Raw genomic sequence first — 18082 nt, 5'->3', positions numbered from 1 at the left:
GGGTCCGTCACTGTCGCCTGGGCGGAAGCAGAGCAAAGGACGGAACTGGACCGGGCGGACCCGCCCGCCCGGCCGGCGGTTCGGGTCGGGTCAGGTCGGGTCGGGTCGGGTCGGGTCGGGTCGGGTCGGGTCAGACCAGCACGCTCGGCGCCAGCGGGACGACAGGGGTCACCGGGGTCGGCCCGACGAGCGGGACGGTTGGTGGCGGGGACGGCGGCGCGGGTGACCGCAGTGAGCTGCGGCCGGCGGCCCAACTGTCCAGCAGGTGCGCCGCGAACAGCCGGTCCACCGCGAGCGCCGCCGCCGCGCCGAAGAGCACGTCCGAGGCGAGCGCCGGCTCGGTACGGACCAGGCCGCCGCACAGGTCGTGCGCGGCGATCTGCTCGTGCACCGCGTCGGCCTCCACGTGCTCGTCGTAGAAGCGGGTCGCCACCTCGTCCAGGCCGAGCCGGCGCAGGCCGTTGCCGTAGCGGCGGTTCGGCAGGGACGAGGTCATCTCGAAGGCCGCCAGGTGCCCGAGCAGCGCGCCGCGCAGCCGTCGGTGCAGCCCGAACAGCGACATCAGGTTGTTCGTCGCCAGCGTCACCGCGGGCACCGCGTCCAGGTGGGCGCCGTAGCCGGTGTCCATACCCAACCGGTCGAGGGTGCGCCGGAACAGCTCGGAGTGCATCCGGTCCAGCCGGCCGTTGCCGTACTCGTCGGTCTGGATCTCGACGAGGGCGGCCTTGGCGGGACCGCCGAGCCGGGGCAGCGCCCAACTGTGCGGGTCCGCCTCGCGCAGGTGGTAGACGGAGCGGTGGGCGACGAACTCGCGGAACTGGGCGAGGTCGGCGTGCCGCTGGAGCGTGGCGGCCAGCGGCGGCCCGTCGTCGGCCGCGACCAGCTCGCCCAGCCCGGCAGCGACACCGCCGGCCGGTACCGCCGGGGCGCCGGCCAGCCGACGCAGAGCCGCCTCGAAGGGCCGCTCGACGCGGGCCCGCAGGGCCAGCAGGGTGGGCTGCCACTCCCAGCTCTCGTCCACCCCGCTCCAGCCGCGGTAGTGCAGCTCGTAGCAGAGGAACAGGGTCAGTTGCAGGTCCTCGTCGCTGAACGCGTCCGCCGGGTCCAGGTCGGCGCCCAGGTCGGGAGGCAGGTCGTGCGGCGGCTGCCGCAGCGCGTCGGTCACCGCCACGGACAGTGGGCCGCGCGGCTGCGGCAGGGGCGCAGGACCGTAGCGGCGGTCGGCGGGCTCCAGCATGTGACCTCCAGCGTCGTCGGGCCGCTACTGATGCCCTGGTGAGGTACGCCTAAACGAGATCCTCGACGGCCACCGCCTGCTCGACCTGCTCGCGTACCCGCCGGGCCGGTTCCCCGTCGGCGTACAGTCCGCGCAGGTCGGCGAAGGCCGGCTCCGGCGGCGCCAACGACACCGCCGGGTCGACCACCGCTTCCAGGACGCACGGGCGGTCCGCGGCGAGCGCCTCGTCCCAGGCGGCGCCGACCAGTTCCGGGCGGTCCACCCGGACACCGTGCAGCCCGAGCAGGCGGGCCCAGCCGGCGTACGGCACGTCCGGGCGGCGGCGGGTGGGGTCGGACGACGGCGCCCGGCCGCCGCCCATGCCGTTCTGGTCGCGGTTGTTGAGCACGAGGACCACCAACCGTGGGTCGGCCCACCGCTGCCAGTGGTGCGACACGGTGATCAGCTCGGCGAGGCCGTTGAGCTGCATGGCCCCGTCGCCGAGCAGGGCGATCACCGGCCGGTCGGGTGCGGCGAGTTTGGCGGCCACGGAGTACGGCAGGGCGCAGCCCAACGAGCCGAGGGTGCCGCACAGTTGCGCGTTCACCCCGGGCGGCAGGACGAGGTGCCGGGCGTACCAGTAGAGGACCGAGCCGACGTCGACAGCTACCGACCCGGTCTGCGGCACCCGGGTGGAGAGCTCCTGGAGCACGAGCTGCGGGTTGATCGGGTCGGCGGGCGCGGCGGCCCGGTCGGCGGCGGTCGCCCGCCAGCGGTCGACGGCGCTCTCCACCGTGGCACGCCACTGCTGGTGGGGCCGCGACGGCACCCGGGCCAGCAGCGCGCGCAGCGTCTCGGCCGCGTCCCCGACCAGGGGCACGTCGGCCGGGTACCGGCTGCCGATGCGGGTGCCGTCGATGTCGATCTGCACGGTGCGGGCCTGGTCGGGCATCGGGAAGTAGTCGGTCCACGGGTCGTTGGTGCCGACCAGCAGAAGCGTGTCGCAGCCGCCCATCAGCTCGGCGGCGGCCGGCGTGCCGACCTCGCCCAGCACCCCGGCGTGAAACGGCAGCCGCTCGTCGAGGACCGGCTTGCCCAGCAGCGAGGTGGCCACCCCGGCGCCGAGCCGGTCGGCCAGTTCGACGATCTCGGCGGCGGCGCCCCGGCCCCCCTGCCCCACCAGGATGGCGGTGCGCCGGCCGTTGCCGAGGACCTGCGCGGCGGCGTCGAGGTCCACCTCGTGCGGCAGCACCCGGGCCAGCGGTTCGCCGGGAGTCGCCGTGATCACGCCGACCGCGTGGGTGCCCAGGTCGGGCACCACTGCCTCCTGCAGGTGCCGGGGCAGCACCACACAGGTCGGGCTGCGCGTCGCCGCCGCGGTACGGAACGCCTGGTCCAGCAGCGCCGGCACGCTCTCCGGGCTGCGGCCGTACTGCACGAACTGGTTGCACACGTCGCCGAAGAGCCGGCTCAACCCGATCTGCTGGTGCGCGCCGCCCAGGGGGCCGGTGACGTCCTCGCCGACGATCGCCACGACCGGTTTGCTGTCCAGCTTCGCGTCGTAGAGACCGTTGAGCAGTTGCACCGCGCTGGGCCCCTGGGTGGCCAGGCAGACCCCGATGCCGCCGGTGAACTTGGCGTGCCCGGTGGCCATGAACGAGGCGGTCTCCTCGTGGCGGGCCGGGATGAACGCCGGGTCGCCTCCGGAGCGGTCCAGCGCCTCGACCAGCGGGGCGATCGCCGCGCCGGGAAAGCCGAAGGCGCGCGGGACCCGCCAGGCGCGCAGCCGCTCCACCACCAGGTCCGCGACGCGGCGCTCAGCCATTGCCGCGCCCCGGGGTGCCCTCGTCGACGTAGCGCAGCACCGCGCCGACGCCGTCGGTGAGCTGGGGCGCCTCGTCCGCGCCGAGCACCGTCAACGCCGCGTCGGTGCCGACCAGCGCCCGGACCAGCGCCGCGTCGGCGCGTACCCGCTGCGGGTCGTCGACCGACATCGCGCTGAGCTGAGTCGGGTCGACAGCGATCTCGGTCGGCTCGGGGCCGATCCACAGCTCGCCGTTGGCCGACGGGTCGTCGACGATGATCATGGTGTCGACCTGGTTGCGTTGCAGGGCGGAGACGACCGCGTCGAGGCCGGCGCCGACGTCCTCCTGCACGCCGAACCGGTCCAGCGCGGCGGTGATCCGCTGGTCGGCGACCTCCGCGATGGTCTGCACGGTGAGGTCGTCCAGCATCGTCTGGTCGGCGCCGCCGGCCCGGGATCCGGCGTCCGTGCGGACGACCAGGTCCTGCCAGCGCTCCGGCATCTGGGCGGCGATCATCCCGGTGGCCCGGACGTCACCGGCCACCACCACGACGTCGGCGCCCACCTTGTCGGCCAGCTCCACCGTCGCGGCGGTCACGTCGCCGGCGTTCTGGTGCCACGCCTCCATGGCGGCCCGCTGGTAGCGCGACTGGGACCACCCGCCGGGCTGGACGCGCCGCAGCGGGAAGCTGTCCCGGCCGGCGACGTGCGCCCGTCGGGGCACCCCGCCCGCGCTGACCGCCATCGCGTCGCCGCCGGTGCGGTCGGCCACGACCCGGACCCAGGCCACCTGCTCGCCGCGCTGGGCGAGCAGCGGCATCACGTGCGGCAACGGCCCGAAACTGGCCAGGTCGCGCAGCGGTGGCGCGGACAGGTACTCGGAGAGCGCCACCCGCCCGTGGCTGGCGAAGACGGCGAGGCCGTAGTCCCCGACCATCGGGTCGTGACCCCGGATCACCCGGTCCAACGCGGCGATGCTCGCCTCGTCGGCCCCCTGTTCGGCAAGGCGCCGTTCCAGTGCGCGCCAGCGCAGGTCCAGTGCCGGGTGGGCGTCCTCCGTGTCCGCGGAGGCGTCCAGGTACACCGAGCACCACGGCCCGGGTCGGTCGTAGAGCGGGCGCAGGAAGGACAGCTGCATGCTCGACCCCTTTCCAGCTCGGCCCCCCGCTTACCCTGCTCGCCCGGGATGTCACCTCGTGGCCGTGAGCCCGTGACCAGGTTTCATTCACGTCGTTCAACCGGGGACATCGATACGATCAGTGAACACAAGCGGACTCTCGGTGGTGGGGATGGACAGCGGACTCGATACCCGACGGATCGTGCACCCGACGGAGCGGATCGTCACCGGGCGGCTGGTCCGCCTGCTCGACGGCTACACCCGCGAGATACGCGTCGGCCAACCGGTGCTGGTCGCGGTGCTCGCCGCGGCGGCGTTCGCCCGGCTGCCCGCCCTGCTGCTGCGCGCGCTCTTCTCGTTCGGCGGCGGCGGCACCCGGCGGCGCTGGAAGGAGCTGAAGCAGGGCCCGGAATACCTGGTCACCCCGGTGCGCCTGCGCAACACCGCAGGTCAGCTCTGCGAGGTGGAGCTGCACGGGCACCTGCCGCAGAGCGCGCTGCACCCGGCCGACCAGGTGCAGCTCACCCTGCGCCCGCAGCGGGATCCGGAGTTGCCGCCGCGCATCGAGCGGATCGTCAACCTCACCACCGGGCAGTTGCTCACGCCGCGTACCGCGACGCTCTGGTCGCACCTGGGGCCGCCGCTGCTGTTGCAGGCGATGATCGGCGCTCTACTGCTGGCCGGTGTGGTGGCCTGTTCCGCGCTGACCTGAGCGTCGGGGGACGGCCCCCCTCCCGCGGAGGGTTTCCGGGCCGCGACGGGCGGGCACCGGCACCGGCATGTTTCCCGGCTTCACCCTCGACGAGATCGACGTTGGTCCGGTACGCCTTCGGGTCCGCCACGGCGGCTCCGGCCCGCCCGTCGTGCTGCTGCACGGGCATCCCCGTACCCACGCCACCTGGCACCGGGTGGCGCCGTTGCTCGCCCGGCGGCACACCGTGATCTGCCCGGACCTGCGCGGCTACGGCCGTTCGACGAAGCTGGCCGACACCCCCGACCACTCCGCGTACGCCAAGCGGGCCATGGCCCGCGACGTGGTGGCGCTGCTCGACGCGCTGGGCCACGAGCGCGCCGCCGTGGTCGGCCACGACCGAGGCTCGTACGCGGCGATGCGCACCGCGCTGGACCACCCGGATCGGGTCAGTCGCCTGGGCGTGCTCGACGGGGTGCCGATCGGCGAGGCGCTGCGCACCTGCGATGCCCGGTTCGCCGCTCGCTGGTGGCACTGGTTCTTCCTGGGGCAGACCGACAAGCCGGCGGAACGGGTGATCAACGCCGATCCGGACGCCTGGTACGGGGGTGACCCCGCCGAGATGGGCGAGGAGGCGTACGAGGACTACCACCGAGCGATCCACGACCCGGCGACCGTGCACGCAATGTGCGAGGACTACCGCGCGGGGCTCGGGCCGGATCGCGCGGCCGACGACGCGGACCGGGCGGCCGGGCACAGGATCGGCTGCCCGGTCCTGTTCGTCTGGTCCGAGCGCGACGACATGGTGGAGTTGCACGGCGACCCGGCGGCCATCTGGCGGGAGTGGGCCGACGACGTACGGGCGGCGTCGGTCGACTCGGGTCACCACATGGCCGAGGAGGCGCCGGAGGCGCTCGCCGCTCTGCTCGCCGACTTCCTGACGGAGTGAGCGGGGGCCCGCACCCGGCGTGGCTCCCGCCCCAGCGCGCGGGTTCGGCGGCGGGTCAGCCGACGGGCGTGGGCTCGCGGGTCGGCTGGTCGACGCTGCCGAGCAGGCCCCGGCGGTGTGCCCAGCGCTCGAAGATCACGGTGGCGAACGGCGGCACGGCGCAGGCCAGCGCCACGACGCTCACCGGCAGGCTCCAGCGGCGCAGCCGGGCCACCGCGAGCACCAGCAGCCCGTACGCGACGAACAGGCCGCCGTGGATCGGGCCGAAGATCTTGACGCCCAGCTCATTGCCGGGCGGGCCGTACTTGACGGCCATCCCGACCAGCAGGGCCAGCCAGGAGCAGGCCTCGGCGATCGCCGCCGCGACGAACAGCCGGGTCACCTTCTCGCGCATCCGGCAATGCTAGCGGTGCCGGCCGTTCGCGCCCGCGCCGACCACGCAGCGTGCGACAGGGGTCACGGGGCCCGCTACTGGGTAGGAAAGAACCCTCGGGTCTTCCCCCGCCCGCCGACTCCGTGCGAGGTTTGGGGGGACCAGCGGTGACAGGGTGGTGACCATGGGCGAGGATGTCGGCGTACGGACCTTCAGTCGGGAGGACCGGGCGCGTTACCGCGAGAAGGTGCGCAACTGCCTGGACGTCTTCGCCGAGATGTTGCGCGAGTCGCGGTTCGACATCGACCGGCCGATGACCGGGCTGGAGATCGAGCTGAACCTCGTCGATGAGGCGTCGAACCCGGCGATGCGCAACGCCGACGTGTTGGCGGCCATCGAGGATCCGAGCTTCCAGACGGAGCTGGGCCAGTTCAACATCGAGATCAACGTGCCGCCGCGGCGGCTGACCGGCACCGGCACCGCCGACTTCGAGGAGCACGTGCGGGCCAGCCTCAACGCCGCGGAGGAGAAGGCGCGCGCGATCGGCGCGCACATGGTCATGATCGGCATCCTGCCGACGTTGCGCCCCGAGCACCTGACCGCCGAGACGCTCTCGGCGAACCCGCGCTACAAGCTGCTCAACGAGCAGATCTTCGCCGCCCGGGGTGAGGACCTGCCGATCGCCATCAGCGGGGTGGAACGCCTGGCGGTCACCGCCGACACGATCACCCCGGAGGCGGCCTGCACGAGCACCCAGTTCCACCTGCAGGTCAGCCCGGCGCAGTTCGCCGACTACTGGAACGCCGCCCAGGTGGTCGCGGGCATCCAGGTGGCGTTGGGCGCGAACGCGCCGCTGTTCTTCGGCAGGGAGTTGTGGCGCGAGACCCGCATCCCGCTGTTCCAGCAGGCCACCGACACCCGGCCGGAAGAGATCAAAGCCCAGGGCGTACGCCCCAGAGTGTGGTTCGGCGAGCGGTGGATCACCAGCGTGTTCGACCTGTTCGAGGAGAACGTCCGCTACTTCCCGGCGCTGCTGCCGGTGTGCGACCCGCAGGACCCGGCGCAGACCCTCGCGGCCGGCGAGGTGCCCAACCTGGCCGAGCTGCGGCTGCACAACGGCACGATCTACCGCTGGAACCGCCCGGTGTACGACGTGTCGCGCGGCCGGCCGCACCTGCGCGTCGAGAACCGGGTGCTGCCGGCCGGGCCGACCGTGCTGGACACCATCGCCAATGGCGCCTTCTACTTCGGACTGGTCCGCGCCCTGGCCGAGTCGGACCGCCCACTGTGGTCACAGATGTCGTTCAGCGCCGCCGAGGAGAACTTCACCAGTTGCGCCCGGCACGGCATCGACGCGCAGGTCTTCTGGCCCGGCCTGGGTTACCTGCCGGTCACCGAGCTGGTGCTGCGCCGGCTGCTGCCGATGGCGCACCACGGCCTGGACCGGTGGGGCCTCGACCCGGCCGAGCGTGACCGGCTGCTGGGCATCATCGAGCAGCGGTGCCTGACCAGCCGCAACGGCGCGACCTGGCAGGTGGAGACGCTGCACCGGTTGGAGTCCGCCGATCACCTGGACCGGCCGGAGGCGCTGCGCGAGGTGGTCCGGCACTACGTGACGCTGATGCACAGCAACCGGCCGGTGCACGAGTGGCCGATCCCCTGAAGCGGGGCGACGGTCAGCCGCGCGGTGTCGGCACGCCGAACAGGTCGGTGATGCCGCCCGGCAGTTGGGCGAGCAGGTCCTGTCGCTCGTCGTCGTTGAGGGCCTCGGCGACGGTCCGCAGCACCGCCTGAGCGTGTTGACGCACCTGGTCCGGGTTCGCGACCTGCTCCCGGTCACCGACGTGCTTGAGGAACTCACCGATGTCCCACCGGCGGCCCTGCGGGTTGCGGGTGACCGACGTGTCCAGCCGATCCGGTAGCTGTGCTGCCAGGTGGTCGGCCTCCTGTCCGGCGAGCCGTTCACCGAGCACCGACAGGACGGCCTGTACGGACCGTACGGCCTCGTTCTCCCCGAGGCCCGCGCGCTGGCGTACCGTGGCGATCATCTGGTCGTACTCCATGACCCGCTCCTTCCGTCGGCTCGGCCGGCCGTGCGGCCCGCCGGGCGAACGGGGCGGTTTCCCCGGCTGGCCGGGCACAAACGGGGTGGCGCGGTGTCCGGTGCCGAGACGCCTGGGTGGCGGTGGACCGGAATCAGCCGGCGAGCGCCGCGGGCGGCGGATCGTCGCGCAGCCGGCTGTAGAGATAGCCGTCGCGCCAGGCGCCGGCCCGGAACTCGCAGGCCCGCACGACACCCTCCAACTGGAAGCCGGCCTTCTGCAGCGCCCGCTGCTCGGCGACGTTCTCCGGGTGGGTGCCGGCCTGGATGCGGTGCGCCGGGGTGTGGGTGAACAGGTAGTCGCAGAGCAGCGCCTGGGCTCGCCAGCCGATGCCCCTCCCCCGCCACTCGGGGAGCAGCACGATCCCGATCTCCCAGTACGACGCCGACCCCGAGTACCGCCTGGACGTGTAGCTGACGATCCCGGCGGCCTGATCCTGCTCCACCTCGACGACGAGCCGCCCGTCGTCGGCGCCCAGCCAGCCGTCGACGGCGAAGCGCCGCGCAGGTGCGCCCGGGTCACGAAAGCCGGCCCAGTCGAGGCCGATCAGCCCGGGCTCGACGCAGAACCGCCGCAGCATCGCCAGGTCGGGCTCGCCCACGGGCCGCAGCCGAACGCCTGTGTCGTCCGTCGTCGGTGTCGACGTGTCCACACTCTCCATCGTCGACACGCTAGCCGCAGGCGCTCCGCTGGTGGGGGCGTCCGGCCGTCCGGCGAGCGCCCCGCCTGCCGGCCGACGCTCAGACCTTCAGCAGCACCTTCGTGCAGTCGTCCTGCTTCTTCTGGAAGATCTTGTAGCCCTTCGGTGCGTCGCGCAGCGGCAGGCGGTGGCTGACGATGAAGCTCGGGTCGATCTCGCCGCGCTGGATGCGCTCCAACAGTGGCCGGGTGTAGCGCTGCACGTGACACTGGCCGGTCCGCATGATCAGTGACCGGTTCATGAACGCGCCCATCGGGAACTTGTCGACGAGTCCCCCGTACGCGCCGATGACCGACACGACCCCGCCGGAGCGGCAGGCCAGGATCGCCTCGCGCAGCGCGAACGGGCGTTCCGTCTCGGTCCGCGTGGCCTGCTTGGCCCGGTCGTACGCGTACAGGGCCGCGTTGCCGTGGTGGCCCTCCAGGCCTACCGCGTCGATGCACGCGTCCGGCCCCCGACCGGCGGTCATCTCGTTGAGGGTGTCGAGCACGTCGGCCTGCTCGTAGTTGATCGTCTCGGCGCCGGCGTGCTCCTCGGCGAGCCGCAGCCGGTACGGGAGCCGGTCGATGACGATCACGCGCTCCGCGCCGAGCAGCCGGGCGCTGGCGGCGGCGAGCAGCCCGACCGGTCCCGCGCCCCAGACCGCGATGACCTGCCCCGGTTTGATGTCGCACATCTCGGCGCCCATGTAGCCGGTCGGGAAGACGTCGGCGAGCGTGACCGCCTGGTCGTCGGGGATGTCGTCGGGCACCTTGAGCGGGCCGACGTCGGCGAACGGCACCCGGGCGTACTCGGCCTGACCGCCCGCGTACCCGCCCAGGAGGTGGGAGTAGCCGAAGATGCCGGCCGGCGAGTGGCCCATGACCTTCTCGGCGATGCCGGCGTTGGGGTTGGAGTTCTCGCACACCGAGTACAGGCCCCGCTGGCACGACGAGCAGTGCCCACAGGCGATCGGGAAGGGCACCACCACCCGGTCACCGGGCTTGAGGTTGCGCACCTGCGGGCCCACCTCGACCACCTCGCCCATGAACTCGTGGCCGAGGATGTCTCCCTTGCGCATGGCCGGGATGTAGCCGTGGTAGAGGTGCAGGTCGGAGCCGCAGATCGCGGTGGTGCTGATCTTCACGATCGCGTCGCGGGCATTCATGATCGTCGGGTCGGGCACGTCGATCACCTTGACGCTGTCGGTGCCCATCCAGGCGGTGGCCTTCATCTCTGGGATCCCTTTCGAAGGCGTGGGTGGTCAACGACGGGACGTCGGCAGCGGCTGCGCGGGCCGCTGCATGGCCTGCTGGCGTACGGAGGTGCCGTTCGGGCTGCCCTCGGAGCGGACCACCTCGCCGGCCTCCAGCACCTGCTTGAACCGGCGCAGGTCGTCGCGGACCTGCTGCTCGGGCTCCTCACCGAAGAGCTTGGCCACCGCCCGGCCCAGTGCGCCGGCCGGGGGCGCGTAGCGCAGTTGCACCCGCACCTCGGTGCCCCGGTCACCCGGGGCGGGCACGAACCGGACCCGCCCGGCGTTGGCGACCCGGGCGCCCGGCAGCGAGCGCCAGGTGAGGGACCTGTTCGGCTGGTCGTCGATGATCTCGGCGTCCCACTCGATGTGGCGACCGGCCGGGCCGCGCGCGACCCAGTGGGAGCGGCGCAGGTCGTCGGCGCGTACCGACTCCAGGTGCGCCATGAACTTCGGCAGGTTCTCCACGTCGCGCCAGAACCGGTACGCCTCCGCGGGCGACCGGTTCACGGTCACCGCGATCTCCATCCGGATCACCCGGGCGCGGGCCCGTCGCGCGCGGCCGGCGCCGATGGCGACTGCCGTGTCCAGGGCGGTGATGCCGGCGATCGCGGCGGTCGTCAGCGCCAGGCGGCGTCGGCGCTCACCCCGCCGGTCGGCCATCGCCCGGCCCAGCAGGGTGAGGTCGAGCGCGTCACCGGCCACCCGCGTCCACGCCCAGCCGGCGGGGCGGCGGCCGCCGAGCAGACCGGCGGCGTGCACCAGCTCGCGTGCGCCGACGGCCGGGATGACCGCCTGCGCCGCCGGGGAGTCGTCCACCCCGGTCAGTCGCGCGAGGGACCGGGGTACGGCCAGCGCGCCCACGCCCAGGGCCAGGCTCAACAGGCCCAGCGCCCTCGGCAGGGTCGTCGGGACCGGCCCGTCCAGCTCCGGCAGGAGCACCGTCTCGACTCGGTCCATGTCGGGTTCCTTCCGCGGGGCCGTGCCCGCCGACGCGCGGCGCCTCGGCGGTGGGTCCGCCTCCGTGACGCTATGCGGTACGCCCACCCCGCGAGACCGATTCGGGACAGAACGCCCCGCACCGCGCCGCATCGACCGCGAAGTCCGGACCTGGCGGAGTTTTTCCACAGTCGCCGGGTCGGCATGGCGACATCGACTGACGCGAATCACTCGGACGCCCGTACCGTCAGGGCTCATGAGCCCTGCTCTCCTTCGTTCGCTGGCCACCACAGTCGTCGTCGGCCTGCTGGTCGTCGAGGCGGCCGCACCGGCTCTCGCGAGTCCCCCCGAGCCGTTCGCGCCCGCGCCCGGTGGCGTCCGCACCGTGGTCCGCGACGCCGCCACGGGCGCCGCGGCGCCTCGGGCCTGCGCCGCGCTCGTGCCGGCCGACGCAGCGGCGTTGGCGTCGGTGACCCTCGGCGAGGACCAGCTGGGCCGGTACGGGGGCTGCGCCGACGAGCAGGGCATCCTGGCGACCGGCGACGTTCCCCCCGGGGAGTACCGGCTGCTGGTGCGGCCCTACGACACGACGGTGCACGGTTGGCAGTGGGTCGGCCGGCACGGCGGGACCGGCCAGCGTGAGCGCGCCCGGGTGGTCCGGGTCCGGGCCGGCACCGTGACCACAGTGCCGGATGTTCGGCTCGACCCGCCGGGCGTCGTCGTCGGCGTGGTGACCGACGCGGCGACGGGCACGCCGGTCCCCCGGGCGCGGGTGATGGTGGTGCCGTACGTGCCGGACCCGAAGTACGACGACCACGGCCCGAGCACCGACGAGGACGGCCGCTACACGATCACCGGCCTCGGGCCGTACGACTGGCCGGTGCAGTTCGCCGCCGCCGGGCTGGCGACCGTGTGGTCCGGTGGGGCCGGCGCTCGGCAGCAGGCGCGGACGGTGCGCGTGCGCGCCGGGCGGACGGCGACCCTGGACCAGGCGCTTCCCGCCGGCACGCTGGTCAGCGGTGCGGTACGCGTCGACGAGTTGCTGACCTACGCCCAGGTGCTCGCGTTCGACGCCACCACAGGTGATCTGGCCGGTGTGGCCGACGTGGGCACCGGCTACGCCCTGCGCCTGCTGCCCGGCCAGCGGGTGCGGCTGCGCTGCGACTGCGCGTACGCCCCGCCGGTGTGGCACCGGCACGCGGCCGACTTCGACGCGGCGACTCCCGTGCGGGTCCGACGCGCGCCGGTCGTGGTGGACTTCGACCTTTGACCGGCCCGCCGGCTACAGGGCCCAGCGCAGCACGGTGATCAGGCCGACGACGGTGAGCGCCACCAGGACCAGGCCGATCACGGTCGTCACCAGGCAGCCCAGGGCGTCGTGCCACGAATCGGGCTCGCCCGAGCGGGGGCCGAGGTCGGTCCAGACGACCGGGGCAGGACCCTCCCGTTCGGCCTGAGCGACCAGGTGGGCGAGCCGCGCGCCCGCCACCGGACCGAGCCGGTCGGTGGGGTCGGCGACCACCCGCAGCGCGCGCAGACGTGACCAGGCGCCCGGGTAGGCCCTTTCGAACGCGACGATCTCCGGCGCGTCGGCGTCCTCGGTGAGGAAACCCCACCGACCGGCCTCGGCGACGTTGCCCACCTGCCGGTACAGCGCGGCACGCCGGGAGCGCAGCTCCAGGTCGTCGGGGTGCGCGGCGGTCAGGCTCGCCAGTCGCTGCATCGCGGGGTGGACGTGCCCACGCCGCAGGTCGGCCTCGACCCTCGCCAGTACGTGCTCTCTCGCCATGGCGGCCATTGTGAGCGGTACGCCCGCCGCGCCGACATCAGATTTCCGCCGGGCCACATATTCTGGCCGGCCACCGGAACCTTCCTCCCGCCCCGTTGGTGGGAGTGGTGGAGAAGGGGGGTGACGGGTGTCCGACGGCGATCTGATCTCCGAGGTCTACGCCGGCTGCTACCGGCGCCTGGTGGTCCAGCTGTACGCGGTGACCGGCGACCTCAACGAGGCGCAGGAGGCGGTCCAGGAGGCCTTCACGCGAGCGCTGGTGTCGCCGGGGCGCTTCGCGGGGCTGGAGAATCCAGAGGCCTGGTTGCGCCGGGTAGCCGTGAACTGGGCCCGCAGCCGGTACCGCCGTCGCCGCGTCCTCGACGGGCTGCTGCGCCGGATCGGCCCGCCGCCGGCCGTCGCCGACCACTCCCCGGAGCACCTCGCCCTGCTCGCCGCGCTGCGCGTGCTGCCGGAGGGGCAGCGGCACGCCCTGGCGTTGCACTACCTCGTCGACCTGCCGGTGGACGAGGTCGCGGCCACGCTGGGCGTGTCGGCCGGGACGGTGAAGTCCCGGCTGTCGCGCGGTCGACACGCCCTGGCCGCGCTGCTCGCCGACGCCGAGAGCGACGGCACCGCCACCACCACGAACGCCACCAATGCCGGTGCGGACGCTACACAAGTCGGGAGGATCGATGTCCGGTCGTGAGTTCTCTGGATTCGACGCGGACACCCTCACCCGGGCCATTTCCGCGCCGCCCCTCGACGAGCTGCGGTCGGCTGCCCGTTCCCGTCGGCGTCGGTCGGTCACGATGGTGGCGGCCGCTCTGGTCGCGCTGGTCGGTCTGGCGGTCGTGCCGTTGGTGGCGGGGGCGGACGGGGCCGACCGGGTGATTCCCACGCAACCGTCGACCGCGCACGGGGACGCTTTCACGCTGACCGGGCCCGACTCCGGGGTCGACGTGTGGAGGGACGGCTGTGTCGTTCGTTTCACGTACACCGGTGACCGCGGCCGAACCTGGTCGGACTGGGACGCGGCGGTGTTCGACGGCACCAGGTGTGCGACCACCACCACCGGAACAGTGGACACCCGCATCGAGGTCTCCGTGCTCAGCGACCGGACCTACCTGGTGAGCGACGTCGGGGTGCTCTTCCTCTCCACCGACTACGGTCGCACCTGGCGGGACGCGGCTTCCGCGATCCTCGACGTACCCGCGTTCCCGGCAACGGCCCGGCCGGTCTTCTGCTGGTTCGGCTGTGAGCCACTGTCCGAGCCGCTGGCGGTGGACCCGTCGAGCGGAACGGTGTACCGGCTCACCACGGCGCCTTCGTGGCGCCCACTGTTCAGCCTCTATCCGGCCGCCGACGGCAGCATCTGGGCGGCGTACCAGATGGGGAGCGTTTCGGGAGCGACGGTCGCCCGCAGCGTCGACCGGGGCGCGACCTGGACCACCTGGACCGTGCCCGGCGACGCGATGGTGACGGCGGTGGTGGGGCTCGACGAACGGGAGGGGTACGTGCTGACCGAGTCGTCGGCGGTGGGCGGCGGAGCGCGGCTCCTGCGCACCACGGACGGCGCGAAGACCTGGACCGACACCGGCACCGACCTGCCGGACGAGGCGATCTGGGACCTCACGGTCGGGTCGGACGGCTCCCTGCTGGCGATCAGCCCCGGCGGGGGCACCGGGGCCGACCGGCTCGCGCGGCTCCTGGTCAGCCGGGACGACGGGAAGACCTTCACTGTCGTGCGGGAGTACGGCCCGCTCGTCGGAACCGCCAGCGTGGCACCCGGGTACGCCTGGCTCTTCGGGAACGACGCCGATCCGACGAGCCAGCCGGACCACCTCCTCGTCACCTCCGACGCGACCACCTGGACCCGCTTCACGCTCTCGCCCTGAACGAGGCCCGCCCTGGGTGTTAACAGCGCCTCGCACCGGGTAGCCGGCATCCGCTTCTACGAACGCGGGCCCGGGGAGGTGGGATGACGGCGACCAGCGCCTTCTTCGAGCGGCTGGCCGCTGACTGCCAGGACCCGCGTTTCCGCAAGGTGTGTGGGAGCGTGCGCTTCGACATCGGGGACGCGGATGACCTGGAGCAGTGGTTCCTCGTCATCGACCACGGCGACATGCGGGTGTCCAGGAGCGGCGACCCCGCCACCACCGTGATCAGGGTGTCCGTGCAGGTCGCGGAGGCGATGGCGCGCGGTGAGGTGAACGGCTTGGCGGCGATCACCCGCGGCGAGATCATGGTCGACGGCGACCTCGGCCTGGCGTTGCGCCTCGGACGGCTGTTCCCGCGCGCAGCCGAACCGCGGCGCGCAGCCGAGCCGGCCAGTGGGACGTAGCCGATGAGGGACATCCCCGGCACCGTGTCGTGTATCGACGGGAACACGTTCCTCGTGTCGGACGCCAGTGGGGACGTGCATTCCTCCTCGGCCACCCCGGTCGGGCTGTTCGCCGCCGACACCCGTTACCTGTCCCGCTGGGTGCTCACCGTCAACGGTGAACGCATGGCCGCCCTGTCGGTGGACGACAGCCAGTACTACGAGGTGACGTTCTTCGTCGTGCCGGGCGGGGCCGTCGACTACGTCGAGGCGGACGTGTCCGCCATCCGGCGCCGACACATCGGCCCGGACCTGACCGAGTCGCTGACGATCTTCAACTACGGTCAGTCGGTTGTCGACCTGGACGTCCGCCTGGAGGTGGAGGCCGACTTCGCCGACATCTTCGAGATCAAGTTCGACCTGCACGACAAGGCCGGGACCCGCTACACCCAGGTCGACGCGAACGAGTTGCTGATGGGCTATCGGCGCGGCACGTACCGGCGGGAGGTGGTCGTGTCGACGAGCGAGCCGGCCACCATCGACCCGAGCGGCCTACGGTTCGCCGTGCACCTGGAGCCCGGGCAGCAGTGGACCACCCGGTTGCAGGCCGCCATGCGGGCACTGCGCCCGGACGGCGTCGACCTGCGGGACGCCCTGCGGGCGCAGCGACCGGACGAATCCACCCTGCCGGACAGCGTGCGGGAGTGGGTCGCGCAGGCCCCGACACTGGACACCGACAGCGCGGCGCTGCAGCAGGTCTACCACCGCAGCCTGGTGGACCTGGCGGCGCTGCGCTTCGCGCCGCTCTCGCTCGGCGGCGCGGCCGTACCCGCTGCCGGGTTGCCCTGGTTCATGACCCTGTTCGGCCGCGACAGCCTGCTGACCTGCCTGCAGACCCTGGCCGTCACACCGTCGTTGGCCCCGCCGACCCTGCGGATCCTCGCGTCGCTGCAGGGCGCCCGGACCGACGACGTCCTGGAGGAGGACCCCGGGCGGATCCTGCACGAGCTGCGCTACGGGGAGTCGGCCGCGTTCGAGGAACAGCCACACTCGCCCTACTACGGCACCGTCGACGCGTCGCCGCTGTTCGTGGTGCTGCTCGACGAGTACGAGCGGTGGAGCGGTGACATCGCGCTGGTGATGGAGTTGGAGCAGGAGGCGCGCGCGGCACTGACCTGGATCGACACGTACGCCGACCTGACGTCGAGCGGCTACGTGTCGTACCAGAAACGCAACCGCGCCACGGGCCTGGACAACCAGTGCTGGAAGGACTCCTGGGACAGCATCTCCTACGCCGACGGCCGGCTACCCGGGTTCCCGAGGGCCACGTGCGAGACCCAGGGGTACGCCTACGACGCCAAGATCCGCGGGGCGCGGATGGCGCGTGCGTTCTGGGGCGACCCCGACCTCGCCGAGCGGCTGGAGAGCGAGGCGGCAGCGCTGTTCGACCGCTTCAACCGCGACTTCTGGCTCGACGACCGCGGCTACTACGCCCTCGCCCTGGACCACGACGGGACCCCGGTCGACAGCCTCTCCTCGAACATCGGGCACCTGCTGTGGAGCGGCATCGTGCCACCCGAGCGGGCCGCACGTGTCGTCGAGCACCTGATGGGCCCGGCACTCTTCTCGGGTTGGGGGGTGCGGACCTTCGCGGAGGGGCAGAGCCGCTACAACCCGCTCGGCTACCACAACGGCACCGTCTGGCCGTTCGACAACTCGTTCATCGCCTGGGGCCTGCGCCGGTACGGGTTCGACAGCGAGGCGGGTCGCATCGCCGAGGGGATCCTGTCCGCCGCGACCTTCTTCCAGGGCCGGCTGCCCGAGGCGTTCGGCGGGTACGACCGCGGCACCACCCGGTACCCGGTCCGGTACCCGACCGCCGGCAGCCCGCAGGCGTGGTCCAGCGGGGCGCCCATGCTGCTGCTGCGCACCATGCTCGGCATCGATCCGCACGACGACCATCTCGCCGTGAATCCCGCGTTGCCCGCCGCCTTCTCCCGGATCGCGCTGCTGGACATTCCCGGCCGCTGGGGCCGGGTCGACGCGTTCGCCCGGCACCGGCCGGACCGGCCGCCGTCGACGCACGGAATCGCCTGACGGTCACTCGAGTCGGCTGTGCAGGACGTCGCGGGCCTGTTCGGCGGCGCGGGTGATGCTCTCGCTGATGAAGTCCAGGAAGCGGGCGATGTTCTCCAGGCGGGCGGCGGCGGGGGTCTGCGGACCGAGGACGGCGACGCCCTGGCGGGCCGTCTCGACGAGCTGGTCGTTGGCGCGGGCGCTGGCGATCGTCGCCTGGTAGAAGAGCTCGTTGTCGACGACGTAGCGGTCGCGGCGGCGCTCGTCGCGCTCTCGGCGCACGAGGCTCTGGCTCTCCAGAAAGGCGATCGCCTTGGAGATGGACGCCGGGCTGACCTGGAGGCGCTCGGCAAGCTCCGACGCGGTCAGGCTGCCCGAGTCGGTGGTGAACAGGCAGGTCAGCACCCGCGCCCCCATCTTGTTCAGGCCGGTGGCCATGAGGACGGTCGTGAACGTCTCCGTGTACTCGGCGACGGCCTCGGCGTCGCGACCGTGCGGCTGCGGGACCGACTCGGCCACTCGGGTGGAGGCGGGCACACGTCGGCGGGCACGGCGTTCGGTGGCGCGGTGGGCCAGGTCGGCGCGGTAGGCGTTGGGACCGCCGTTGCGCAGCACTTCACGGGTGACCGTCGAGGTCGGACGGTCGAGCCGCCGGGCTATCTCGGCGTACGGCAGGCTGTCGGCCAGCCCCAGCGCGATCTGCTGGCGTTCCTGCTGGGTGAGTCTGCCTCCCGGCATCGCGATCTCCTCGGTGGTGGTGTTTTCGGAGCGCCCCCGCGCGCCCCCACCA

Annotated in this window: 18 protein-coding genes; 8 read left to right on the top strand and 10 right to left on the bottom strand. The window is 72.9% G+C overall.

Translation table 11 applies throughout. From position 1 onward, the window contains the following. Nucleotides 1–130: 130 nt before the first annotated feature. From AB0B39_RS23190 to AB0B39_RS23180, 3 genes are read right to left on the bottom strand one after another with little or no spacing between them, the layout of a single operon-like run. A complete protein-coding gene (locus AB0B39_RS23190) occupies nt 131–1237 on the bottom strand; it encodes an iron-containing redox enzyme family protein (protein WP_357490148.1) in 1107 nt (368 codons plus the stop codon). A 49-nt stretch (nt 1238–1286) separates the two neighbouring features. Beyond that, on the bottom strand, nt 1287–3041 hold the full coding sequence (locus AB0B39_RS23185; protein ID WP_357575348.1) for a thiamine pyrophosphate-binding protein: 1755 nt from the start codon (nt 3039–3041) through the stop codon (nt 1287–1289). Further along, the gene (locus AB0B39_RS23180) at nt 3034–4158 is read right to left on the bottom strand and encodes a Vms1/Ankzf1 family peptidyl-tRNA hydrolase (protein ID WP_357575347.1); all 1125 of its coding nucleotides are present in this window, start codon (nt 4156–4158) and stop codon (nt 3034–3036) included. The genes AB0B39_RS23185 and AB0B39_RS23180 overlap by 8 nt, the downstream gene beginning before the upstream one ends. Before the next feature lie 142 nt (nt 4159–4300). Between AB0B39_RS23180 and AB0B39_RS23175 the strand changes: the two genes are divergently transcribed. Further along, nucleotides 4301–4849, top strand: a complete 549-nt coding sequence (locus tag AB0B39_RS23175) for a hypothetical protein (protein WP_357490603.1) — start codon at nt 4301–4303, stop codon at nt 4847–4849. 67 nt (nt 4850–4916) lie between these two features. Further along, nucleotides 4917–5777 carry an alpha/beta hydrolase gene (locus AB0B39_RS23170; protein WP_357490144.1) on the top strand — a complete coding sequence of 287 codons (861 nt, stop codon included), beginning with the start codon at nt 4917–4919 and terminating at the stop codon, nt 5775–5777. Nucleotides 5778–5832: 55 nt separating this feature from the next. On the opposite strand, the gene AB0B39_RS23165 is transcribed toward AB0B39_RS23170, so the two are convergent. Further along, on the bottom strand, nt 5833–6171 hold the full coding sequence (locus AB0B39_RS23165; protein WP_357490143.1) for a DUF3817 domain-containing protein: 339 nt from the start codon (nt 6169–6171) through the stop codon (nt 5833–5835). Nucleotides 6172–6334: 163 nt separating this feature from the next. Here AB0B39_RS23165 and AB0B39_RS23160 point away from each other — a divergent pair, with 163 nt between their 5' ends. Next, nucleotides 6335–7813, top strand: coding sequence for a glutamate--cysteine ligase (locus AB0B39_RS23160; protein WP_234583634.1), 1479 nt, complete (start codon nt 6335–6337; stop codon nt 7811–7813). A 13-nt stretch (nt 7814–7826) separates the two neighbouring features. On the opposite strand, the gene AB0B39_RS23155 is transcribed toward AB0B39_RS23160, so the two are convergent. From AB0B39_RS23155 to AB0B39_RS23140, 4 genes are all read right to left on the bottom strand, one after another. Then, nucleotides 7827–8213, bottom strand: coding sequence for a DUF2267 domain-containing protein (locus AB0B39_RS23155; protein ID WP_357490141.1), 387 nt, complete (start codon nt 8211–8213; stop codon nt 7827–7829). 133 nt (nt 8214–8346) lie between these two features. After that, on the bottom strand, nt 8347–8913 hold the full coding sequence (locus tag AB0B39_RS23150; RefSeq protein WP_357490139.1) for a GNAT family protein: 567 nt from the start codon (nt 8911–8913) through the stop codon (nt 8347–8349). Between the two features lie 79 nt (nt 8914–8992). Further along, nucleotides 8993–10165: a zinc-dependent alcohol dehydrogenase gene (locus tag AB0B39_RS23145; protein ID WP_357575346.1), complete on the bottom strand. Its 1173-nt coding sequence runs from the start codon at nt 10163–10165 to the stop codon at nt 8993–8995. Nucleotides 10166–10195: 30 nt separating this feature from the next. Beyond that, nucleotides 10196–11146, bottom strand: coding sequence for an SRPBCC family protein (locus AB0B39_RS23140; protein ID WP_357490136.1), 951 nt, complete (start codon nt 11144–11146; stop codon nt 10196–10198). 235 nt (nt 11147–11381) lie between these two features. On the opposite strand from AB0B39_RS23140, the gene AB0B39_RS23135 reads away from it, so the two are divergent. Continuing rightward, a complete protein-coding gene (locus AB0B39_RS23135) occupies nt 11382–12395 on the top strand; it encodes a carboxypeptidase-like regulatory domain-containing protein (RefSeq protein WP_357575345.1) in 1014 nt (337 codons plus the stop codon). A 12-nt stretch (nt 12396–12407) separates the two neighbouring features. Here the strand turns inward: AB0B39_RS23135 and AB0B39_RS23130 are convergent, their stop codons facing one another. Then, on the bottom strand, nt 12408–12914 hold the full coding sequence (locus AB0B39_RS23130) for a DUF6584 family protein (protein ID WP_357575344.1): 507 nt from the start codon (nt 12912–12914) through the stop codon (nt 12408–12410). 127 nt (nt 12915–13041) lie between these two features. On the opposite strand from AB0B39_RS23130, the gene AB0B39_RS23125 reads away from it, so the two are divergent. From AB0B39_RS23125 to AB0B39_RS23110, 4 genes are all read left to right on the top strand, one after another. Then, nucleotides 13042–13602, top strand: a complete 561-nt coding sequence (locus AB0B39_RS23125) for a sigma-70 family RNA polymerase sigma factor (RefSeq protein WP_357575343.1) — start codon at nt 13042–13044, stop codon at nt 13600–13602. After that, nucleotides 13589–14791 carry a hypothetical protein gene (locus AB0B39_RS23120; RefSeq protein WP_357575342.1) on the top strand — a complete coding sequence of 401 codons (1203 nt, stop codon included), beginning with the start codon at nt 13589–13591 and terminating at the stop codon, nt 14789–14791. The genes AB0B39_RS23125 and AB0B39_RS23120 overlap by 14 nt, the downstream gene beginning before the upstream one ends. 83 nt (nt 14792–14874) lie before the next feature. Next, nucleotides 14875–15237: an SCP2 sterol-binding domain-containing protein gene (locus AB0B39_RS23115; protein WP_357575341.1), complete on the top strand. Its 363-nt coding sequence runs from the start codon at nt 14875–14877 to the stop codon at nt 15235–15237. Nucleotides 15238–15249: 12 nt separating this feature from the next. After that, nucleotides 15250–17313 carry a glycogen debranching N-terminal domain-containing protein gene (locus AB0B39_RS23110; protein WP_357490601.1) on the top strand — a complete coding sequence of 688 codons (2064 nt, stop codon included), beginning with the start codon at nt 15250–15252 and terminating at the stop codon, nt 17311–17313. 3 nt (nt 17314–17316) lie between these two features. On the opposite strand, the gene AB0B39_RS23105 is transcribed toward AB0B39_RS23110, so the two are convergent. Further along, nucleotides 17317–18030 (bottom strand): helix-turn-helix domain-containing protein, encoded by a 714-nt coding sequence (locus tag AB0B39_RS23105; protein WP_357575340.1) that lies wholly within the window; start codon nt 18028–18030, stop codon nt 17317–17319. Nucleotides 18031–18082 lie beyond the last annotated feature (52 nt).

The sequence above is a fragment of the Micromonospora sp. NPDC049114 genome (genome assembly GCF_040648635.1).
GTDB lineage: Bacteria > Actinomycetota > Actinomycetes > Mycobacteriales > Micromonosporaceae > Micromonospora.
Note: the sequence above shows the minus strand (reverse complement) of the source record. Positions and strands in the feature narration are given on the sequence as shown.